The organism is Commensalibacter communis (assembly GCF_947179015.1).
Taxonomy (GTDB): domain Bacteria; phylum Pseudomonadota; class Alphaproteobacteria; order Acetobacterales; family Acetobacteraceae; genus Commensalibacter; species Commensalibacter communis.
Window position 1 is genome coordinate 298,872 of sequence record NZ_CAMXCM010000001.1, and the last position, 20,141, is coordinate 319,012.

The window sequence follows — 20,141 nt, forward strand, 5'->3', positions numbered from 1 at the left end:
TATAATAATTATTAAATCATTTTTATACCTTTAGAAAGCGTATCATCCAAAATCAATGTGCATTTATTGCCAAATAGGGTTATGTCTTTCTAAGGTAAACAATTAGAAGGAAAACTAACCATAGTAGTAAAGACAACGACACCTCCCACAACAAACCGCGAAGGTCCGCTTGTTGATGAGGAGATTCGTGCACCTCAGGTTCGTCTCGTTGGTGCAGAAGGCGAAATGTTAGGCATTGTTGCCACTCGTGAAGCTTTGAAAATGGCTCATGCGGTTGGGTTAAATTTATTAGAAGTTAGCCCTAACGCCGAGCCTCCTGTAGCTAAAATTCTTGATTATGGTAAGTTCAAATACGAACAACAGAAAAAGAAAAACGAAGCGCGTAAAAAACAAAAAGTGATCGAAATTAAAGAACTTAAAGTTCGACCTAATATCGACGAAAACGACTATCAAGTTAAATTAAATGCTGCAAAGCGTTTTATTGGTAGTGGTGATAAAGTAAAATTAACGCTTCGTTTTCGTGGCCGGGAAATGGCTCACCAAGAGTTGGGTGTGCAACTCTTGGAACGTTTTCGCTTGGATTTAGAGGCTGATACAAAAGTAGAACAGCTGCCAAAGCTTGAGAATCGTCAGATGGTTATGGTTTTAGCCCCACGTTAAAATAAAGAAAGGTATGTAATTAATTACATACCTTTTTTTTATATCTATAAAAATACTCGCTTTTCTGATAGCCATCGATTAAATTTCTTTTATCAATTGATAATTAATAATACTTTCATGAATAAAAAGGATATTTTTTGATGACGATACAATCTCGTTTTACAGGTTTTTGCCAAGAAGTCAGAAAAGATATTATCCTTGGGTGGGCGATTAATGCATCCTCTCCACAAGACTATGTGACTGTATCAGTCTTTATTGATGATCAGCAAGTCGCAGAAATTAAGTGCGATCAAAATAGAGAAGATATTCAAAAAAAAATTAATTTTTTTCGCAATGATATCGGTTTTCAATTCATCATACCAAATGAATTTAGAGATGGCAAATCTCATCGACTTTCTTTTCGTTTCCCAGATAATAATATTATTTCCATTTTAACGAAAAATAACCCTACCGAAGGGATCTCTGTTTATCCTTTTCAATTAGAAGAAAAACAATCAGATCAAGTCAAAGTTCTATCTTGTATGGATGGGTGGAAAAATGGGGCCATTCATGGCTGGGTATTAAGGCAAGATACCTCGACCGGTAAATATTCTGGTAAATGTCAGGTAATGGTGACAATAGATGGTCGTCATTTAAAAACAGTTGAGGCAAATCAGTTTCGAGGTGACGTCGCCAGTGCAGTTAATGCAGACGCACGTTGTGGTTTTGCTGTGGTTGTTCCTAGAGCATTACGTAAAAGAGTTCGCTCTGTATTTCGTGTATATGTCATGCCTGAGCAAATAGAGTTGCTGGGCAGCCCTTATGAAACGACATTAATTGATGATTTGTTAGAACAACAACTTTTAGTTTTAAATAATCAAATTGATTTTCTTTATAAAGAAATGACAGCGCTACGTACTCAGTTTAAACGTTTAGTGAGTGGTTCTGATTATGTAATCAACGAATATGGCACTTGGGCAAAGAAATACTATTTTTTATTACCAAAACGCTTGGAAAAACTACATTTAGAATTGGAAATTAATGATATTGGGTATCAAACACCGTTAATTTCTATTATTTGCCCTGTTTATCAGCCTGCAATTAAGTTTTTTAAAGAAGCTGTAGGGTCTGTATTGGGACAAACCTATCAAAACTGGGAATTGATACTTGTTGATGATGGCGGCAAATCTTCTGAGATTAAAAAAGAAATTAAACAGCTGGTTAAACAAGATGCTCGGATTAAATCTGTTACGTTAAAAACGAATAAAGGCATTTCAGAAGCTACAAATGCTGGGATTAAAAAAGCTACTGGGGAGTGGATAGCATTTTTTGATCACGATGACGTATTGGTTCCTCAGGCTCTAGAAATGATGATTGGCTCTGCGCAGTTGCATCAAGCGCAAATGCTGTATTCTGATGAAGATAAAGTGGATGATTACGGTGCTTTTGTTGAACCTCACTTTAAACCAGATTTTAACTATCGTTATCTACTTGGATTAAACTATATTTGTCATTTTGTAATGGTGAAAGTCGGTGCAGTAAAGAAAGCAGGGCAATTACACTCTCGATATGATGGTGCACAAGACCATGATTTCTTGTTACGTTTAACGGAGGTTATTCCTCATCAACAGATCTATCATGTGCCAGAAGTTTTATACCATTGGCGTAAAACAGCTGGTTCTACTGCGGAAACGGTGGATAATAAAGAATATGCGATCAGGGCTGGGGTTGCTTGTGTTCAGGATCATCTGAAACGGATTAAAAAATCTGCTAACGTATCTTCTATTAAAGATTTTACAGCGTATCAGATTGAATGGAAAAAAGCACAGTCTGATTTAGTGACGATTGTTATTCCGTTTAAAGATCAAGTCAAGACAACAAAAGAATGTATTGATCGATTATTGGAATATACAAACTATAAAAATTATCGGATTATATTGGTTGATAATGCTTCACGTGAAGCAGAAACCTTAATATTTTTAGAGGAATATTCTCAGTACGACAATATTGAAGTTCTACCGATCCATGAGGAATTTAATTTTTCCAGATTAAATAATCTTGCGACACAACAATTTGAAAGTGATTTTTATTTATTTTTAAATAATGATGTTTTTGTCAATGATCCTAATTGGCTTCATATTTTAGTGAATGAGGCTTTATTGTCTAAAGATGTTGGGATTGTTGGTGCGAAATTATTGTATCCTGATGGTCGGGTGCAACATGGTGGCGTTGTTGTAGGACCTGAAGTCATTGGCGATCATATGAATAGGGGTTTGGAAACTGAAGAATTTGGGTATGCTTGTCGTTCTATATTATCTCAAGAGCTAACAGCAGTCACAGCAGCAATGATGCTTATCAAAGCAAGTGTTTTCGAAGAGTTAAATGGTTTTAATGAAAATCATCTCAAAATTGCATTTAATGATGTAGACTTATGCTTACGTGCCAGAGAAGCTGGATATAAAGTGGTTTTTAGTGCTGATTGCATGGCTGTGCATCATGAAAGCTTATCCAGAGGAACAGATGATTGCCCAGAACATGAAGAACGTTTTTCTTATGAGAAAGAGTATATGAACAATAGTTGGGGACGGAAAGCTATTTATACTTGTGACCCTGCATACTCACCTAATTTCGTGGTAAGACCTCCGCTTTTTTACGAATTAAGTAATCCAGAAAAAACGGAGGCTACAGAAAAATAATAAATTATTTTTCGATTTGATTAAAATCAGCGATCAGGCTAGCGGCCTGGTCGATTTGAGACAGTAATTTCAAACGATTGCTGCGGATAGCAGGGTTTCCGTCATTAATCGTTACGTTTTCAAAGAATAGATCCAAAGAATTTTTTAACGTTGCAATGCTGTTCATTGCTTCACTAAATTGCTCTTGCTCAATGGTTACGCTAATTTGCTCAATGGCTTTACTCAAAGTAGCAGAAAGTTTTTTTTCTTCATCTTGAGCGAGTAATGCTGTATCGACTTTCCCTTGATGAGGACCATCCTTTTTATCTTCAATTCGTAAAATATTGCTGGCACGCTTAACTGCAGCAAGTAAGTCTTTACCATCTGTTGTTTCAAGGAAAGATGTAATTGCTTCGACTTTCTTTAATAACTCTACAAGATCAGTAAATTGCTTGGTTGGTGCAACAGCAGAAAGAATATCATACCGAGATCCTTCACTGCGTAATTGAACATAAAGACGTTCATAAATGAATTCGACTAACGCGTTAAGATCACTGGATGCTCGCAATGCTTGAGGTAAACCAGCAATAGCGAATTCAAAGAGTAATTTGATATTAAAACGCAGCTGATTTTCACGAATAATACGAATAATTCCCAAAGCTGCACGGCGAAGCGCATATGGATCGCCCGAACCACTTGGTTTTTCACCAATTGCAAAGAAAGCAGTCAGAAGATCAATTTTATCCGATAGAGCCGCAATGATCGAAATAGGTGCGGTAGGGACGCTATCACTTGGACCAGCAGGCTTATAATGCTCAGAAATAGCCAATGCTACTTCAGCAGCCTCTTTGTCATGCTTGGCGTAATACCCGCCCATAATGCCTTGGACTTCTGGGAACTCACCAACCATACCTGTGGTTAAATCGGCTTTACTAAGAAGGGCTGCACGTTTTGCGAGTTTTTCATCTTGCTTTAATTGTTGTGCAAGATAGCCAGCTAAACGCTCTAAGCGTTGAATACGTTCGTGTTGGCTGCCAAGTTTTGCATGGAAAATTACATTTTGAAGTTGTTGATTTCGTTGTTCAAGAGATGTTTTACGATCTTGATCCCAGAAATAACGCGCATCTGCAAAACGTGCGCGTAATACGCGTTCATTTCCTGCAATGATTAATTTACCTTCATCATCAGGAGTAATATTGGCAACAAATGCAAACGCATTGGCAGGGGAACCATCTTTATTTTTTAACGCAAAATAACGTTGATTAACTCGCATGGAAACTTGCATGACTTCAGAGGGTAAATCCATGAAGATCTCATCAATTTTTCCCAATAAAGGCACAGGCCACTCAACCAATCCTGTTACTTCATTTAATAAAACTTCGTCAGGAACAAGTTGCAGATTTGCTTTTTGGGTTAATTCTGTTAGTTCATCGAGAATTTTTTCACGACGTTTAACAACATCAGCAATGACGAATTGAGAGAGGAGAGTTTTTTCCCATTGTTCCGCATTTTTGATTTCAAAGGTTTGTGGTGCTAGGAAACGATGACCTTCGCTTTTATTATTACAAACCAATCCATGCGCATCATCATTTGCAGTGGCAAGGTCTAACGGAATGATTTTTCCATCAAGCAAGCAAGTAATGTAATGTAAAGGTCTTACCCATGTAAATTGGCTGCCATTGCCCCAACGTTGAGATTTTGGCCAAGGGAACTTCCACAGAATTTGAGGAAAAATTTGTGCAATAAAATCAGTTGCAGAAACTTCCGCGATTTTCTTTTGCAAAACCCAAAAGCCATTTTCTTCGATCAGATCAGATTGCTGTGCTTGATGTTTACGCAAGAACCCTTCCAATGCTTTTTCAGGCGCAGTCGTCCGTGGCCCACGTTCTTGCACTTCTTGAGCAGGAATGGTGTTTTGAATATCTAAACGAATAGCAATCCGACGAAGGGTGCTGAAAGTTTTGATATTTGTTGGGGATAAATTAGCCAATGCATCACAAAGCAGACGTTGTAAATTCTCGGTCGCTTGTCGTTGCATGCGTGCAGGAATCTCTTCGGAAAAGAGCTCGATAAAAAGTTCTGACATCTTATTTCTCCTCCGCTAACCAAGTTTCACAACAATGTTTGGCAAGGTTGCGGATACGACCAATATAAGACGCTCTTTCATTGACACTAATGACCCCACGGGCATCTAATAAATTAAATAAATGACTGGCTTTTAGACAATAATCATAAGCAGGTTGTGCTAGTTTCTGATTAGCTAGTGCCTCAGATTCTTTTTCTGCATCTTTAAAATGGCTAAAGAGGATTTCTGTGTCAGCACATTCAAAGTTAAAACGAGAATAATCTTGTTCAGCTCTTAGGAAAACTTCACCATAAGTCAGCCCATGATCGTTAAAAGCGAGATCATAGACATTTTCAATTCCTTGGATATACATTGCCAAACGTTCTAAACCGTAGGTTAATTCGGTCGATGGAACAGAAGTTGTAATACCGCCTACTTGTTGGAAATAGGTAAATTGAGTGACTTCCATACCATCGCACCAAACTTCCCAACCAAGTCCCCAAGCACCAATGGTTGGATTTTCCCAATCATCTTCGACAAAACGAATATCATGTTTTTTGGGATCAATACCGATAGCTTTATAACTTTCCAAGAGAAGCTCTTGACTGTCTTGAGGAGAGGGCTTTAATAACACTTGATATTGATAATAATGCTGCAAGCGGTTTGGGTTTTCTCCATAACGCCCATCCGTTGGTCTGCGACAAGGTTGCACATAAGCAGCCTTCCACGGCTTATTTCCTAAAGCTCGCAACGTCGTATGAGGGGATAAGGTTCCCGCGCCAATTTCAAGATCATAAGGTTGTAAAATCGCACATCCTTTTGAATCCCAAAATTCATGCAATTTCAAGATTAGTCCTTGGAAAGATAAAGCACCATTCTTTGATGATGGAAGCGTTGTATTCGAAGGCATGAAAAATATAATTCCTAGAAAACAATATAAAAATTAAATTACATTTTATAGTGTTTTCTGGAAAAAAATAAGAGTAATCTTAAGTAAAAAATCGAATAAATGAATTTAAATTTAAATCATGTGGATTGCAATTCCTTATTTAAAGGTATTTATTTGATATTCGTATCTTTGTAATCGTAAAAACCTTGACCTGTTTTAACGCCAAGTTTGTTTTTGGATAGAAAATTTTCTTTTAAATATTCTCTTGGTTCTTTGGGAGTATCTTTTCTGACGGTGGCATAATGTTCTTCGATATCATACACAACATCTAATCCGACTTCGTCCATTAAATGAAAAGCACCATGGCGGAAATCCCCAATCTGAGAAAAGATTTTATCAATTTCTTCAGGTGTAGAAACGCCTTCTGCAGCAACATATAAAGATTCTCTTTTAATTGCAGCCCAAATACGATTGAAAATGAAGCCAACACTTTCTTTTCTGACATGGAAAGGGCTGAGGTGCAGTTCTTCAAAAACTTTGATAATAAAATTAATAAGATTTGGATCAGTATACCCACATCCCATGATCTCTACCACTTTGATTGCAGGAGGGCGATAAAAATGTGTATTGATAACGCGGCTTGTATTTTTTACTTTGCCAATCAGTTGACTGGAAGGGAATGAAGAAGAGTTCGTCGCTAAAATAGCATCAGGTGGAATCATTTGATCCAGTTGACCCAAAAGATCGACTTTGGCATCAAAAATCTCTGGAATGGCTTCAATCACTAACCAAGCATTCTCGGTAGCTGCTTTTAAATCATTAAATGCTTTGACGGTTCCAGCTTTACCATTCGGTGTTTCTTTGACAACTTCAGGAAGATATTGATTAATATATTCGATAGATTGTTTTGTTTGTTCAGGGGATGAATCGTAAAGATGAACTAAATTTTTTTTTGTGGCAAGTAATGCTGCCATTCTGCGTCCCATATTTCCAGAACCACAGATTACGATAGGGCGGTTAATGTAATCAATCATGATTAATCCTTTTATATAAATGATGCACTTGGATTAATAAAAAGAATATATTTTTTTATTATTTAAAAGTAACAATATGAATAATTTATTAAAATTTAACCTAATTAGCATAAGCGGTAATTTTCTTATATAAAGAATCACTTTATTGTGATGTCTGCGTAGTTTGAATTTTATAAAAGGTTTTTAGAGAAAAAAAACTTGTTAAACTGCTTACAAAAACTACATAATGTTAGACGTTTATTGTTTTATAAAAGGATTATAAACAAATGAATAATGAAGAACGTGAGCTTATTAACAAATTTTTTGATAGGGTCGGGGGTAATACTTCATCCCAATCTGGTTCCGTTCCTACGACGAATCAGATGCCACCTGTCGATCAAGAAGCGGATCGGCTCATCAAAGATAATTTGCAAAAATATCCCGATGCAGGGTATCGCATGACCCAAATGGCGGTTGTGCAAGAGGCAGCTCTGGCAGAAGCTCAAAATCGTATTCGTCAACTTGAGTGGCAGTTGCAACAGGCTTCTCAGCAAGTACAGCAAATGCAACAACAACCTCAAAATCAACAACAATCTTCATCAGGTGGTTTTTTAGGTGGGTTATTTGGCGGTAACCGCCAGTCAACTCAATCCACACAGCAAAATCAGGCGCTTCCTCCTGGATGGGGTGCACCGAATCAGCAACAATTCCAAGGTCAACAAGGGCGTCCGTATCCTGGCCAACAAAACGCTTATGGTGCGCCACCTCCACAAAATTATCCTCCTGGATATCAACAAGGCATGTTTAATCGTGGTGGCGGGGGCTTTTTAGGCAGTGCATTGACCACCGCAGCAGGGGTTGCCGGTGGTATGTTTGCCTATAACGCGTTAAGCGGTTTATTCGGTGGCAGCCATGCTGGTGGTGCTGGTGTTGATCCAACAGCAGGAGCAGCAGATCCTTTTGCTGGTGGTGACCCATTTGCTGGGGCTGGCACAGGTGTTGATCCAGGTTTTGATGCGGGTGCTGGTACTGACGCAGGCTGGGGAGCAAGTGATAACTCTGGTTGGGGTGATAATAGCGGTCAAGATGACAGCGGCTGGGGTGACAGCGGCGGTGATGACAGTAATTGGGGAGATGATAGTTTCTAGGGTATTGAAAGTTTAATTGATACTGGGCAATGGTCTGACAATTGATTTTGCTGATTAAAGCCCTGTTCTTTATATTTTAATACGCTGAGAGAGTTTGGAATAAACCATTTGGTTGCATGATGATCTAACATGAAGCCATCAATAAAGTAACTGCCTCCCCAACACGGATTGGCTTGATAAGCCGTAGGAAACGTTGGGGAGGTTATTTTTTCTGATAAACTTTTATAAAAGAACTCATTTGGGGAAATAACTCTGTTAAAATCACCCAAGATAATAAACGCTTGCTTTTCCATTAAACGTTTTCGTATCCATTCTTGCAAAATAGGTAATTGTTCTTTGAGGAATTGACAAGATGGTTTAAGAGCCTTGTTCGTTAAAGGATAATCTTGGCAACCAGACTTTAAATGCAAAACAAGAATCCTAAGGCTATTCTTTTCTTTAGTATAAAAAGTTACATCTAACCCACTACGTAAAGGGTGTGATCCGTTTATATTGCCTAATTCTGTTAAATCTGGATTTTGTTCAATATGCGCAAAAACACTATATCGTACTGCAAGAGCTGTATGCTGAGCAATAGGGTCTCTTGATATAAAGAATAAATATTTATTTGCAGGAAAAACGGAACGCAATGTTTCCAAAGAACCGATTTCTTGTAGTGCAATGATGTCGGATTGTAATTTTATTGCATATTGTTGTAGTTGCTGAAAATCAGAAGCGTTTCTAAGATTTACATTTTGTGGAATAGGGGTGTTTTGGATATCTTTTTGAGAAACTAACCACTCTAAATTCCAAGTGGTTAGTTTTAGTATTTCGGCTTGTGCTGAAGCACTATTTACAAGACATAATGTATAAAGAATATAGGCAAAAATCTTATTATACATTGATGGCTAAGATTATTCTTGTGAACGACGTTCATCTACTTGATTTTGTAAAATCTCAATGGCTTGGCTGACAGTCATATCATGGCGTGTTTCTTCATTTAGGATATAAACTTGCCCATTGGGAATATCATAATACCATCCTTGAAGTGCGACCTCATTACGAGCCAATGCTGCGGCAATGGAAGGATGTGTGCGAAGATGTTGTAATTGTAACAAAACATTATGTTCTGTTAAAGTTTGAATATTTTCAGGCCCAACATCGGTTGCTGTTAACGCATCGGTTACAGCATGGGCTGTGGCTGCGAATTTGAGCCAACTTTTAACAGCTGGCATAGAATCTGTTTTTTCTGGATGGATCAGCGCATCCATTGCCCCACAATTTGAATGCCCACAGACAATGATGGTTGATACTTTTAAAGCGCAAACTGCATATTCGATTGCAGAGGTAACACCCCCCATAGCATTTCCGTATGCAGGGATAATATTACCAATATTTCTTAATACGAATAGATTTCCAGGATCTTGATCGGTTAAAAGTTCCGGGTGAATACGACTATCTGCGCAGGTAATAAAAAGAGTTTTAGGCTCTTGACCATTTGCCAGTTTACTAAAGAGCTCTTTGCGTTCAGGGAATTTCTCTGTTTTAAAGCGTTTAACACCGTGTAAAATGTTTAATAAAGTCTGTTTAGGATTTAGATCTGGCATGTAATTTCTTTCATTTATGTAAAACCAAGAAGCTGTTATTCAGCAAGAAGATATTGATATTGTAGATAGATCAAAATATATTGCAATTTAATTTTACATAAATTCTTGTTTACAATTTAAAAAAGCGGGCTTTTCAGCCCGCTTCTTAAAGGTTTTTACACAGAAAGTTTTTTAATTTCTTCAAGAATTTTATCAAATGCTATTTGATAGTCACCTGCATTTGGACCTCCTGCCTGAGCCATATCAGGTCGTCCACCACCACCCTTTCCACCAACAGCATCACTGGCAATTTGAACCAAATGAACTGCATTAACGGTCTGAGAAAGATCTTTGCTGACAGCAACCACAAAAGAGGCTTTGTCTCCAAAAGAGGAAAAGACAACTGCAATGCCGTTATCCATTTTTCTGACTAACCCCTCAGCTAAGGATTTTAATTCTTTAGGAGCGACGTCGCCCAAATTACGCATGACATATTCAATATTACCGATTTTCTCTGCGCTATTTTGCTCACTTCCTCCAACAGCAATTTGGTGTTGAAGTTTAGATACTTGTTGTTTAAGAGATTTACGTTCTTCAAGTAATTGCTGTAACCGTTCCACAAGCTGTGTCGATGGCGTGTTTAATAAAGAAGCTGTTTCGTGCAATGTTGCTTCATTTTGTTTAAAATATGCTTCCGCAGCGGTGCCTGCGACGGCTTCGATACGGCGAATACCCGCAGCCACCCCAGTTTCAGAGATGATATGGAATAAACCAATTTCAGCCGTGCGGGTAACGTGAGTACCACCACAAAGTTCAATCGACCATGCTTTGAGTTTTTCTTTGTCATTACCCATGGCAACAACGCGAACTTCGTCACCATACTTCTCGCCAAATAAAGCCATAGCACCCAGCTTGACTGCTTCATCAGGGGTCATAATACGGGTAACAACAGGTTCATTCTTGCGGATTTCTTCATTAACAGCAGATTCAATGGATTGAAGTTCTTCGGGTGTTAATGGTTTTGAATGACTAAAGTCAAAACGTAACCGATCGACACTATTTAAACTGCCTTTTTGGGTAACATGGTCACCAAGTTGGTTGCGTAATGCTTGGTGAAGTAAATGTGTCGCAGAATGATGGGCTTTAATCGCTTGGCGTTCTTTATGGTCAAGAGCAGCAGCAGCAGGCTCACCAACTTTAATGGAACCTTTTGTGATTTTTCCATAATGAACAATCAAATCACCTAGTTTTTTTTGTGTATTGATAATGGTTACTATAGCATTTTTGCTGGTAATATATCCTGTATCGCCAGCTTGACCACCACTTTCACCGTAAAAAGGGGTTTGATTAAGAAGAATGGCAACCTCATCACCTTCTTTGGCTTCTTGAACAGATTGATTATTTACAATAATAGCTTGGATCTCTGCGTCAGCAGTCTCGTTTTTATATCCAAGAAATTCTGTTGCACCACATTTTTCTTTGAACTCGAACCAGACGGTTTCGGTGGCATTATCCCCAGACCCAACCCAAGCAGCTCTCGCTCTGCTACGTTGTTCGTTCATGGCACTGTCAAAGCCCTCTTGATCAACCGTAAAGCCTTTTTCGCGTAAGGCATCGGCAGTTAGATCAAGCGGAAAACCGTAGGTATCGTAAAGTTTAAAAGCAATATCTCCAGGAAGTTTTCCTTTGCTTGGCAATTTATTGGTTTCGTCAGCCAACAAAGAAAGCCCTCGATCAAGCATTGTTTTAAATCGTTCTTCTTCGCCTTTTAAAGTTTCTGAAATCAAGGCTTTGGCTTGAATCAGTTCAGGATAAGCACCACCCATTTCAGTAATTAATGCAGGTAGCAATTTAAAGAAAGTAGGCTCTTTGGTGCCAATCATATGTAAATGGCGCATCGCACGGCGCATGATGCGACGTAACACATAACCACGACCATCTTTGGAGGGTAATACACCATCAGCAATCAGAAATGCGGCTGAACGCAAATGATCGGCGACAACGCGGTGACTTACTTTATGTGTGCCAAAAGGATCCGTATTGGTAACTTCAGCAGAAGCACGTATTAAAGATTGGAATGTATCAATATCAAAATTGTCTCTTTTCCCTTGCATAATTGCTGCAAAACGTTCCAATCCCATGCCTGTATCAATTGATGGGCGAGGAAGAGGCGTGCGGGTTCCTGGTGGGTCTTCGAAATATTGCATAAAGACCAAATTCCAGATCTCTACAAAACGATCACCATCTTCGTCAGGAGAGCCAGGAGGGCCACCGAAAATATCCTCACCATGATCGTAAAAGATTTCAGAACAAGGTCCACAAGGTCCCGTATCGCCCATACGCCAAAAATTATCAGAGCTGTTAATACGAATAATACGATCATCAGAAAAACCAGCGATTTTTTTCCATAATTCAGCAGCTTCATCATCATCTGCATATACGGTCGCAAGAAGTTTATCTTTGGATAAACCAAATTCTTTTGTAATTAAATTCCACGCAAATTCAATCGCACCTTCTTTGAAATAATCGCCAAAGGAAAAATTGCCCATCATTTCAAAAAAAGTATGATGGCGGGCGGTATAACCTACATTGTCCAAATCATTATGCTTACCACCAGCACGTACTACTTTTTGAGCAGTAGTTGCACGTGAATAAGGACGTTGTTCCTGCCCAGTAAATACGTTTTTGAATTGAACCATTCCTGCATTAGTAAAAAGGAGTGTTGGATCATTTTGAGGAACGAGAGGGGATGACGGAACATGTTGATGATCATTTTTGGTAAAATAATCTATGAAAGTAGAACGTATTTCGTTTGTACTGGGCATGTTAAATAGATAATCCTAATCAGATAAAAACATAATTTCTAAGAAGATTCCTGAGCAAACAAGTAAAATAGAAATTTTATAAACTATTTCACAATTTTTTTGATAATTTGCAAGATAAAGCTCTTTTAACTTTAATGAAAAAGGTAAATTTTTATGTCTAATGTTATTAAAAGTACACGTTCTTTGTTAGATCAAGGCTTAATTGGTCGTTTACGTCGAGATTGTCAAGCTGATTGGACACAATTCACTAACCATCGTTTTATCAAAGAATTAGCGTTGGGGACTCTGCCAAAAAATGAATTTCAACAATATCTTTTGCAAGATTATTTATATTTACTAGATTTTTGTCGAGTGGAAGCGTTAGCTGTATATAAAAGTCGATCTTTTGAAGAAATGCAATATTTTTCATCTGTATTACATGATCTGTTACACGTAGAGCTGCCTTTACACATATCCTATTGCCGCGAATGGGGCATTCAGCAAGAAATAATTGATAATACCCCCAAGACCCTAGAATTATTAGCTTATAGTCAATATATATTGAGTAAAGCAATGCAAGGGGATTTATTAGATCTGATCGTTTTATTGATGCCCTGCGTTATTGGCTATGGAGAAATTGGATTGAATATTATTTCAGATTCTGAGTCAAAAACTCAAAATAATCCATATCAATCATGGATAGATATGTATTCTGGTAAGGAATATTTGGAGATCATACAAAAAACGGTGACTTTTTTGGAAAAGATTTGCACAAAATATGGTGTAGAACAAAGATATTTAAATTTACTTGAACAATTTCAAACATCAGTAAGGTTGGAAACTGCATTTTGGGATGTAGGTCGAGCAAATCCACTATAAAATGAATGTCTTCATTTTAAGCAAAATTTTTTATATGAAACTCTGTAAGATTTATTATTGCTTAACAAGATTTGTATAATCTTTTGAATTCATTAAAAATAAGGCCAATAACACATATTATGCTATTGGCTTTTAATCTAATATAGCTAAGCGCTTAATTGCATTACTTTTGAATTACTTTTTTCTTTTTCAATAAAAATAGTTGTCTCAACAACTTTGATAACAAGACATGAATTTGTTCCAGGTTTGTTGTTTAAGGGTAAAAGGGCTTTGCCAGTAGTCCAACGACAATTTGATTGATTTAGATCATGCCAACCTTCTAATGTTGGTTGATCTAAGTGCGCTGTAATCTTCTGTATATTTTGATTATTAAATAGAGTGATTTCTCCTATGGATACCCCAAAATAACGGCGATCATCAATATACGGACCGATTACATCACTTGGGCGACTTGCGTTTGAGATAAGATGAACAGAAGTTACGTCGCCTGGTATAACGAATAAGTAATGATCATTGTTATTTTTACCGTATATCGTAATGCCAGTATCAGTAATAAGATGTAAATCTGTTTCTTTTGTAAATGTATAAGGCAATGTTTGATCAATAAAACCACATTCCTTGGCTCTTGTTTTAAGTTGATTAAAAAGAGGCTCAACAAAAACTTGAGATACATCCAAGGATACCGCTGAGTCGTTCCAAGTTTTAAATGCATGATTGTGGAGTGAAACAATATTATTTTGTTGATGGAATAATCGATGATTTTCAGTGTTTAAAAACGATTCAGCAAGCATTCCATTGGCAAATAATACAGAATGCTCCTCTGTCTCAATATGATATACATCAAATATTTTTAAACCATAATCATAATAAATTGATGTACCATTAACAAGCATACGAGCAGGTACAAACTTTTTGTTCAAAAACAAACAATGTTCAGAAGTTACCCACGTGTCTTGGTAAGGAATATTGGATGCAATAGCATCCTTTTTGATGCAAACAGGATATCCGGCCAAATCATCAGGAAAATTCGGGTTTACGGTAACTGTTCGATTACCAACCCATATTATTATTTTGTTTTGATGGTTATTGGTAACCACATCAAAAATTTTTATATGATCGCCAATTTTAAGTTGCTCCACAGGGACATCACCATTTGGAGTGCTAATCATAGAACCGGCTAAGTAACATGGAGTATCAATGTCAGGGGCTTCGCCGTTATATTGAATCGTTGTTCCAGAATAGACAAAAAGTGCAGGGTCATAGCCAAGTCCCATATCAAACTTATATTGTGTGTTTGCGTAGGTAACGGTTAAAATACCGGTTTGGGGATCGTATATTTGGGTTCCTGCAAAACCTAAATTTAGTTGATCCGTTTTACCAAATCCACGAATCTTTCCTTGGAATGATTTCGCTGTTGCCATAGAGAAATTAAAGACGTTATTGCCATTAGTGAAATTAATCGTCTGGTTCAAAAATGTGGGTGTGTAAGTATAATTATTAATATATGCGCCGCCAATCAGATTTATATAACCAGGTTTGTCGCTTGTAGAGCTGATATCTGTGACATTTAAACTTACACGTGTATGATCGAATGTTAACGAGCCATTGTTAATAAAACCTTTTGATGTTGAGTTTAAAGTAACTGTTGAACCATCGGTGGCACCGCTTTTAGCACTGGAAGAATAAGTAAAATTACCGTTATTAATAAATCCACCTGCACCAGCAGTGACATGGACAGTGCTTCCAGGTGTGTAATTTAGTGTGAAATTACCATCATTTATAACTTGACCAAAATTAATATTTATCGTCGTTCCACCAGTTGCAGATCGATTATCAATATTAAAGGTCCCAGTATTATTAAATACACCTCCAGCTGCTCCATTTCCCCAGTTCGAGGTCATGGCTCCACCGTTGCTACCTATACCTCGAATAATACCTGCATTTGTTAAGTTTTTAACATAAGGGGCACTGAATGTGGAAGATGCACCTGCATTAGATATAATTTTACTATTTGCATCATTGGTGATGGATGAATAGTTCAAATTAAATACCGTTCCAGAAGTATTGTCTGGTTGATCAAATTGAATTTGACCGTTTGTTTGGGTCAAACTGTTTGTTGTATTCGCATAACCAAAAGCTATATTAATACCTGCTCCAGGGGTCTTAGGATTGATTGAAAATAAACCATTATTGATCAGGTTACCATATATATTAAATGTGGTACCAGGTTGGGTAAATATGAATGAACCATTCTCATCGTTTGTAATTGTATTGCCAGTACCTCCACCTATATAGGTGGTTCCACCGTTGTTAAACAGCTGTTCTGTGGAATTGGTTCCACCATTTGGAAACGTGTTGGCCATAAAACCTCCTTAATAAGATTAAAAAATATTTTAATTTTTATTTCTTTTGTGCATTCAATTGGTCTGTATTCAATAAATGTAATTTGAAATTTACAATTATTGATTAAAAATAATTATTGCAATAAATTAGATTCTAATTTGAATCAAATATGAATCAAATAAAATTATCAAACAAAAGGAAGGTTGTAAATAATATTTCTGTAAGGGTACGAAATTTTTTATTTGTAATCGGACAGATAAATAAAAACACGCACTAACGCAGAACAACTAATCTGATGACTTGCTGACTAAATATAGTATGAAAAATAAGGGGAAATTGAAGTTAGAAACTATGTCTAATTTTGTAAAAAATAGGTAAAAAAGTATGTGTTATACTGATTTAATAAAAATAATAATGATAATTTGGTATTATCTATAGACCAGTTTGCGAGATAAATTAAAATTGGCAAACATACCTGCGGCTGCACCGATAACTAAAGCAATAATAGGGTGGGCTACACAAGTGGGGCTGAAATAGAAAAGAATTAAAACAGTGCCTCTATTTAAACAGAAACCAAATATATTTGTAATTAAGAAAGTTAACCATTGATTTATATACTTTTTCTTTTTTCCAGCGCCGCGAAAAGTCCATAAGCGGTTTATCAGCCAATTTGATGTTGCTGCGATGAAATATGCTAATAAAGTAGAGGCGGTTAATCCAATAATATGTCGCAATAAGTAAACAGTGCAAGTATCTAGGACAAGGCCAGAGAAACCAACTAATCCAAATTGGATGAATTGGGTTATTTTTGTATGATATTTTTCAGGTTTAAAGAGACTTAATAACCTTTGAAACATATCAATTAAATCTTTTGTTTATAAATAATTAAAATAAAAAAAGGAGATATCTTTTGATATCTCCTTCTTATAAATTACTAACTAAGTAATAAATTACTTAAGAATAATTTCTACGCGACGGTTTTGTGGTTCACGTACATTTGGTCCTGTTGGAACCAATGGATGAGATTCACCGAAACCTTGAGTAAAGATCGCACTAGCAGGAACGCCATCACGGATCAACTCAGATTTAACGCTTTTTGCACGGCGTTGTGATAGACCCATGTTATAACGAGCACCAGCTGCGCCACCACGAGCAGATGAAGTATCGGTGTAACCGTTAACTTCGATACGTGTTGTTTGAACACGTGTAGATGCTTGAGCAGCTTCACGGACGATTTCACGAGCGCGAGGTGTCAAAGTATATTTGTCGAAATCGAAGAATACTAAGTATGTACGAGCAGGTTGTGTTTGTGGCACAACTACAGGTGCTACTGTAGGAGGAGCTGGAGGAGCTGTGTCAAACGCATAACGTAGACCTAGGATAAATTGGTGATTGAAACGATGATCAACTTTACCATTACCTTTATAAACGCCATTACCAACCCAAGATGTTGATTTATATGTAGATTGGTCTAATTGACCCATCATACGATATTCTGTTGTAACAGCAAGACCAGGTACACCTGGGATGTCATATGCAGCACCAACGATACCTTGGTATGCAAACCCACCATTTGTTCCGCCAAGACGGTTCACGCTGCCGTTGCGGTAATTGGTTTGTAATGGACCCATATCTTGCCATAAGTAACCAGCACCAACACCAACAAATGGAGTAATAGGAACATCGATTCCGAATTGACGTAGATCGATATCATAAAGAACGTTTACTAATCCACCATAACCTTGGTCGTGACCTTTGGTTTTATATGCAGGTGATTCAGTGCCTTTACGACCATTAATATTAGAATAGTTGTAAACACCTTCTACTTCAACGCGAAGACCGTTGCCAAATCCCCAACCAGCAGAACCGAATGTTGTGAATCCAGTACCATGACGGTACTGAGATTTGCTTCCAGCAGCACTGTTTGTGCCATTAGCACGTGTGCTTGGTGAGAAAGTAGCGTGTTGATTTTGAACTAAGTTATAACCACCACCCAAGCTAACATAAGGGCCAGTAATTGTGCTAGCCATCGCTGCAGCGGGTGTGGCTACTGCAAAAGTCGTTGCAAGTAATGCTGTACGAAGACGCATCTTGACTTATCCTTTTAATTACGTTTTGAGCGATAGACCGCTGGTCAAAGCGGTAGCTCTTTTGAAACAATGAAACTCTATAACTAGATGTTAATCTAATCTATTTTATTGTAAAACCAAGGTGTTTTTGTATTTTACACGCAATTCTATAACACATGTAATAAAAATAACACAATAACTTTTCTTGGCCTTTCAACCACTAAAGATTAGACGGTATATTAATTAAGTTTTAATAGAATGACAATCACCGAAATATCATTGCTAGGCTAGATTTTTAAAGATGTGCTTTCTATACAACAATAAATTCATTATATACAGCCATCCTCGATTAGTAACTTATATAAATCTTTTTCGTTAACTTCTTGAGAAGTAAAAGTTTTTCCGATACCGTTCACCAGAATAAAAAGTAACTTGCCATCTTTCACTTTTTTATCATGTTGAAGATGTCTCAGCAGATTTGTGGCTTTCATTGGTGAGTTCAGATCTTTAATAGAAGTTGGTAGGCCTACTGACTTGAAATGTTTTAAAACTCGGCTTGTATCTTCTGAAGGACATAGTCCTAAACGTGTGCAAAGTTTAAAAATAAGGCAACATCCTAAGGCCACGGCTTCGCCATGAAGAATACGACCATCATATTCTAGCTCTGCTTCTAAGGTATGTCCTAAGCTATGACCTAAATTTAACAAGTTTCTACCTTTGGAACTTTGTTCGAATTCATCGTTTTTAATAATTCTCGCTTTGAAAGCACAAGCACGTTCGACGGCTTCATCAATATATTGATGATCTTTAGATAGAATCTTTTGACCATTTTCTTCGCACCACTGAAACAGCTCTGGATCATCAATTAAACCTGCTTTTACAATCTCAGCATAACCAGCTACGAGTTCCCTGTGGGGAAGGGTATCTAGAGTTTGTGTGTCGGCAATTACAATCTGGGGTTGATAAAACGCGCCAACCAAGTTTTTGCCTATGCTGGTATTAATTCCAGTTTTTCCGCCAACGGATGAATCAACTTGTGATAATAAGGTTGTTGGAATTTGAATAAATGGAACGCCTCTTAAAACACTCGCAGCGGCAAAGCCACTTAAATCGCCAGTCACACCACCACCCAGGGCAATAATCGGTGTTTTTCTTTCAATATTTTTTTCGAGTAATTGGTTTATAACTCGTTCGAAATGTTTAAAGGATTTTGTATTTTCACCTGGAGGGATCAAAATCGTTTCATAATGTATTTGTGCATGGCTGAGGCTGTCTGTAAGAGTTTGCAAGTGAAGTGCTGCAACATTCTCATCAGCGATGATAAACACTTTCTTTTGTGATAAGATTGGAGAAATTAACGCACCGGCTTGTTCAAGCAGTTGAGAGCCAATCATTACGTTATATTGAGTATCTGAAAGTTGAATAGGTAATGTACGCATGTTACTTGCACGCTCCAAAGTTAAAAGAATCTGTGTTAAAGTGGTTTCGATTTTATTGTCGTGACAAGGTATAATAAGGTCAGCTTCGGCATAAACCGGATAGCGTGTCGCCATAAGGTTAGAGAGGATCTCATGTTTATCACCTGAATTTAACAAAGGGCGATGGGTATGATGAGAGATTCTTTCCAAGAGCGTTTCAACATTGCAATGTAACCAAATTGTTGTCGTTTTCTCTTTTAATAATGCTCTTGTTTTAGGGTGCATAAAGGCACCGCCACCTGTGGCTAGTATAATAGGGGATTGTCTAATTAAACGTCGAATGACTTCGTGTTCCACACGTCTAAATTCTGCTTCTCCATATTGCTCAAAAATATCAGCAATTGTGCAACCTGCTGTTTTTTCGACTTCTTGGTCAGAATCAACGAAAGGAATGCAAAGCTCTTGAGCCAATTTTTTTCCGATCGTTGTTTTTCCAGCGCCCATTAATCCTATTAAGGTAATAGGTTTATTAATTCTTTTCTCTTTATTAAACATTAAATATACCGAAGATAGCGTAAGTTACATGAAACATACTGATTTAAATGAACAATTAAAAATATAAAATTTGGCTTTA

At 37.3% G+C, this 20,141-nt stretch carries 14 protein-coding genes; 4 read left to right on the top strand and 10 right to left on the bottom strand.

Annotation, left to right across the window (positions count from 1 at the left end):
* The first annotated feature begins 120 nt into the window (after positions 1 to 120).
* Positions 121 to 660 carry a translation initiation factor IF-3 gene (gene infC / locus PQG54_RS01455; RefSeq protein WP_271789532.1) on the top strand — a complete coding sequence of 180 codons (540 nt, stop codon included), beginning with the start codon at positions 121 to 123 and terminating at the stop codon, positions 658 to 660.
* Positions 661 to 800: 140 nt separating this feature from the next.
* A complete protein-coding gene (locus PQG54_RS01460) occupies positions 801 to 3,335 on the top strand; it encodes a glycosyltransferase family 2 protein (RefSeq protein WP_271789244.1) in 2,535 nt (844 codons plus the stop codon).
* A 4-nt stretch (positions 3,336 to 3,339) separates the two neighbouring features.
* Here PQG54_RS01460 and glyS read toward each other — a convergent pair whose 3' ends face one another.
* The 3 genes from glyS to PQG54_RS01475 all read right to left on the bottom strand — a co-directional run bounded on the left by glyS (position 3,340) and on the right by PQG54_RS01475 (position 7,302).
* Entirely contained in the window at positions 3,340 to 5,400 is a 2,061-nt protein-coding gene (gene glyS, locus PQG54_RS01465; RefSeq protein ID WP_271789243.1) for a glycine--tRNA ligase subunit beta, read from the bottom strand.
* Between the two features lies 1 nt (position 5,401).
* The gene (locus PQG54_RS01470) at positions 5,402 to 6,289 is read right to left on the bottom strand and encodes a glycine--tRNA ligase subunit alpha (RefSeq protein ID WP_271789242.1); all 888 of its coding nucleotides are present in this window, start codon (positions 6,287 to 6,289) and stop codon (positions 5,402 to 5,404) included.
* A 149-nt stretch (positions 6,290 to 6,438) separates the two neighbouring features.
* Complete coding sequence (locus tag PQG54_RS01475) at positions 6,439 to 7,302, bottom strand: 3-hydroxyacyl-CoA dehydrogenase family protein (RefSeq protein ID WP_271789241.1); 864 nt, start codon at positions 7,300 to 7,302, stop codon at positions 6,439 to 6,441.
* A 266-nt stretch (positions 7,303 to 7,568) separates the two neighbouring features.
* On the opposite strand from PQG54_RS01475, the gene PQG54_RS01480 reads away from it, so the two are divergent.
* Positions 7,569 to 8,429: a DUF2076 domain-containing protein gene (locus PQG54_RS01480; RefSeq protein WP_271789240.1), complete on the top strand. Its 861-nt coding sequence runs from the start codon at positions 7,569 to 7,571 to the stop codon at positions 8,427 to 8,429.
* Here the strand turns inward: PQG54_RS01480 and PQG54_RS01485 are convergent.
* The 3 genes from PQG54_RS01485 to alaS form a co-directional block, all read right to left on the bottom strand.
* The gene (locus PQG54_RS01485; RefSeq protein ID WP_271789239.1) at positions 8,426 to 9,310 is read right to left on the bottom strand and encodes an exonuclease/endonuclease/phosphatase family protein; all 885 of its coding nucleotides are present in this window, start codon (positions 9,308 to 9,310) and stop codon (positions 8,426 to 8,428) included. The two genes, PQG54_RS01480 and PQG54_RS01485, sit on opposite strands and share 4 nt — an antisense overlap.
* Before the next feature lie 12 nt (positions 9,311 to 9,322).
* Entirely contained in the window at positions 9,323 to 10,015 is a 693-nt protein-coding gene (locus PQG54_RS01490; protein WP_271789238.1) for a carbonic anhydrase, read from the bottom strand.
* A 155-nt stretch (positions 10,016 to 10,170) separates the two neighbouring features.
* Positions 10,171 to 12,819 (bottom strand): alanine--tRNA ligase, encoded by a 2,649-nt coding sequence (gene alaS, locus PQG54_RS01495; RefSeq protein WP_271789237.1) that lies wholly within the window; start codon positions 12,817 to 12,819, stop codon positions 10,171 to 10,173.
* 153 nt (positions 12,820 to 12,972) lie between these two features.
* Here alaS and tenA point away from each other — a divergent pair, with 153 nt between their 5' ends.
* Positions 12,973 to 13,677 (top strand): thiaminase II, encoded by a 705-nt coding sequence (tenA, locus tag PQG54_RS01500; protein ID WP_271789236.1) that lies wholly within the window; start codon positions 12,973 to 12,975, stop codon positions 13,675 to 13,677.
* 146 nt (positions 13,678 to 13,823) lie between these two features.
* On the opposite strand, the gene PQG54_RS01505 is transcribed toward tenA, so the two are convergent.
* From PQG54_RS01505 to aroB, 4 genes are all read right to left on the bottom strand, one after another.
* Positions 13,824 to 16,040, bottom strand: coding sequence for a Hint domain-containing protein (locus PQG54_RS01505; RefSeq protein WP_271789235.1), 2,217 nt, complete (start codon positions 16,038 to 16,040; stop codon positions 13,824 to 13,826).
* 408 nt (positions 16,041 to 16,448) lie between these two features.
* Positions 16,449 to 16,877 (bottom strand): GtrA family protein, encoded by a 429-nt coding sequence (locus tag PQG54_RS01510; protein WP_271789234.1) that lies wholly within the window; start codon positions 16,875 to 16,877, stop codon positions 16,449 to 16,451.
* A 93-nt stretch (positions 16,878 to 16,970) separates the two neighbouring features.
* Complete coding sequence (locus PQG54_RS01515; protein WP_271789233.1) at positions 16,971 to 18,110, bottom strand: OmpA family protein; 1,140 nt, start codon at positions 18,108 to 18,110, stop codon at positions 16,971 to 16,973.
* Between the two features lie 308 nt (positions 18,111 to 18,418).
* Positions 18,419 to 20,062 (bottom strand): 3-dehydroquinate synthase, encoded by a 1,644-nt coding sequence (gene aroB, locus PQG54_RS01520; protein WP_271789232.1) that lies wholly within the window; start codon positions 20,060 to 20,062, stop codon positions 18,419 to 18,421.
* Between the last annotated feature and the right edge of the window lie 79 nt (positions 20,063 to 20,141).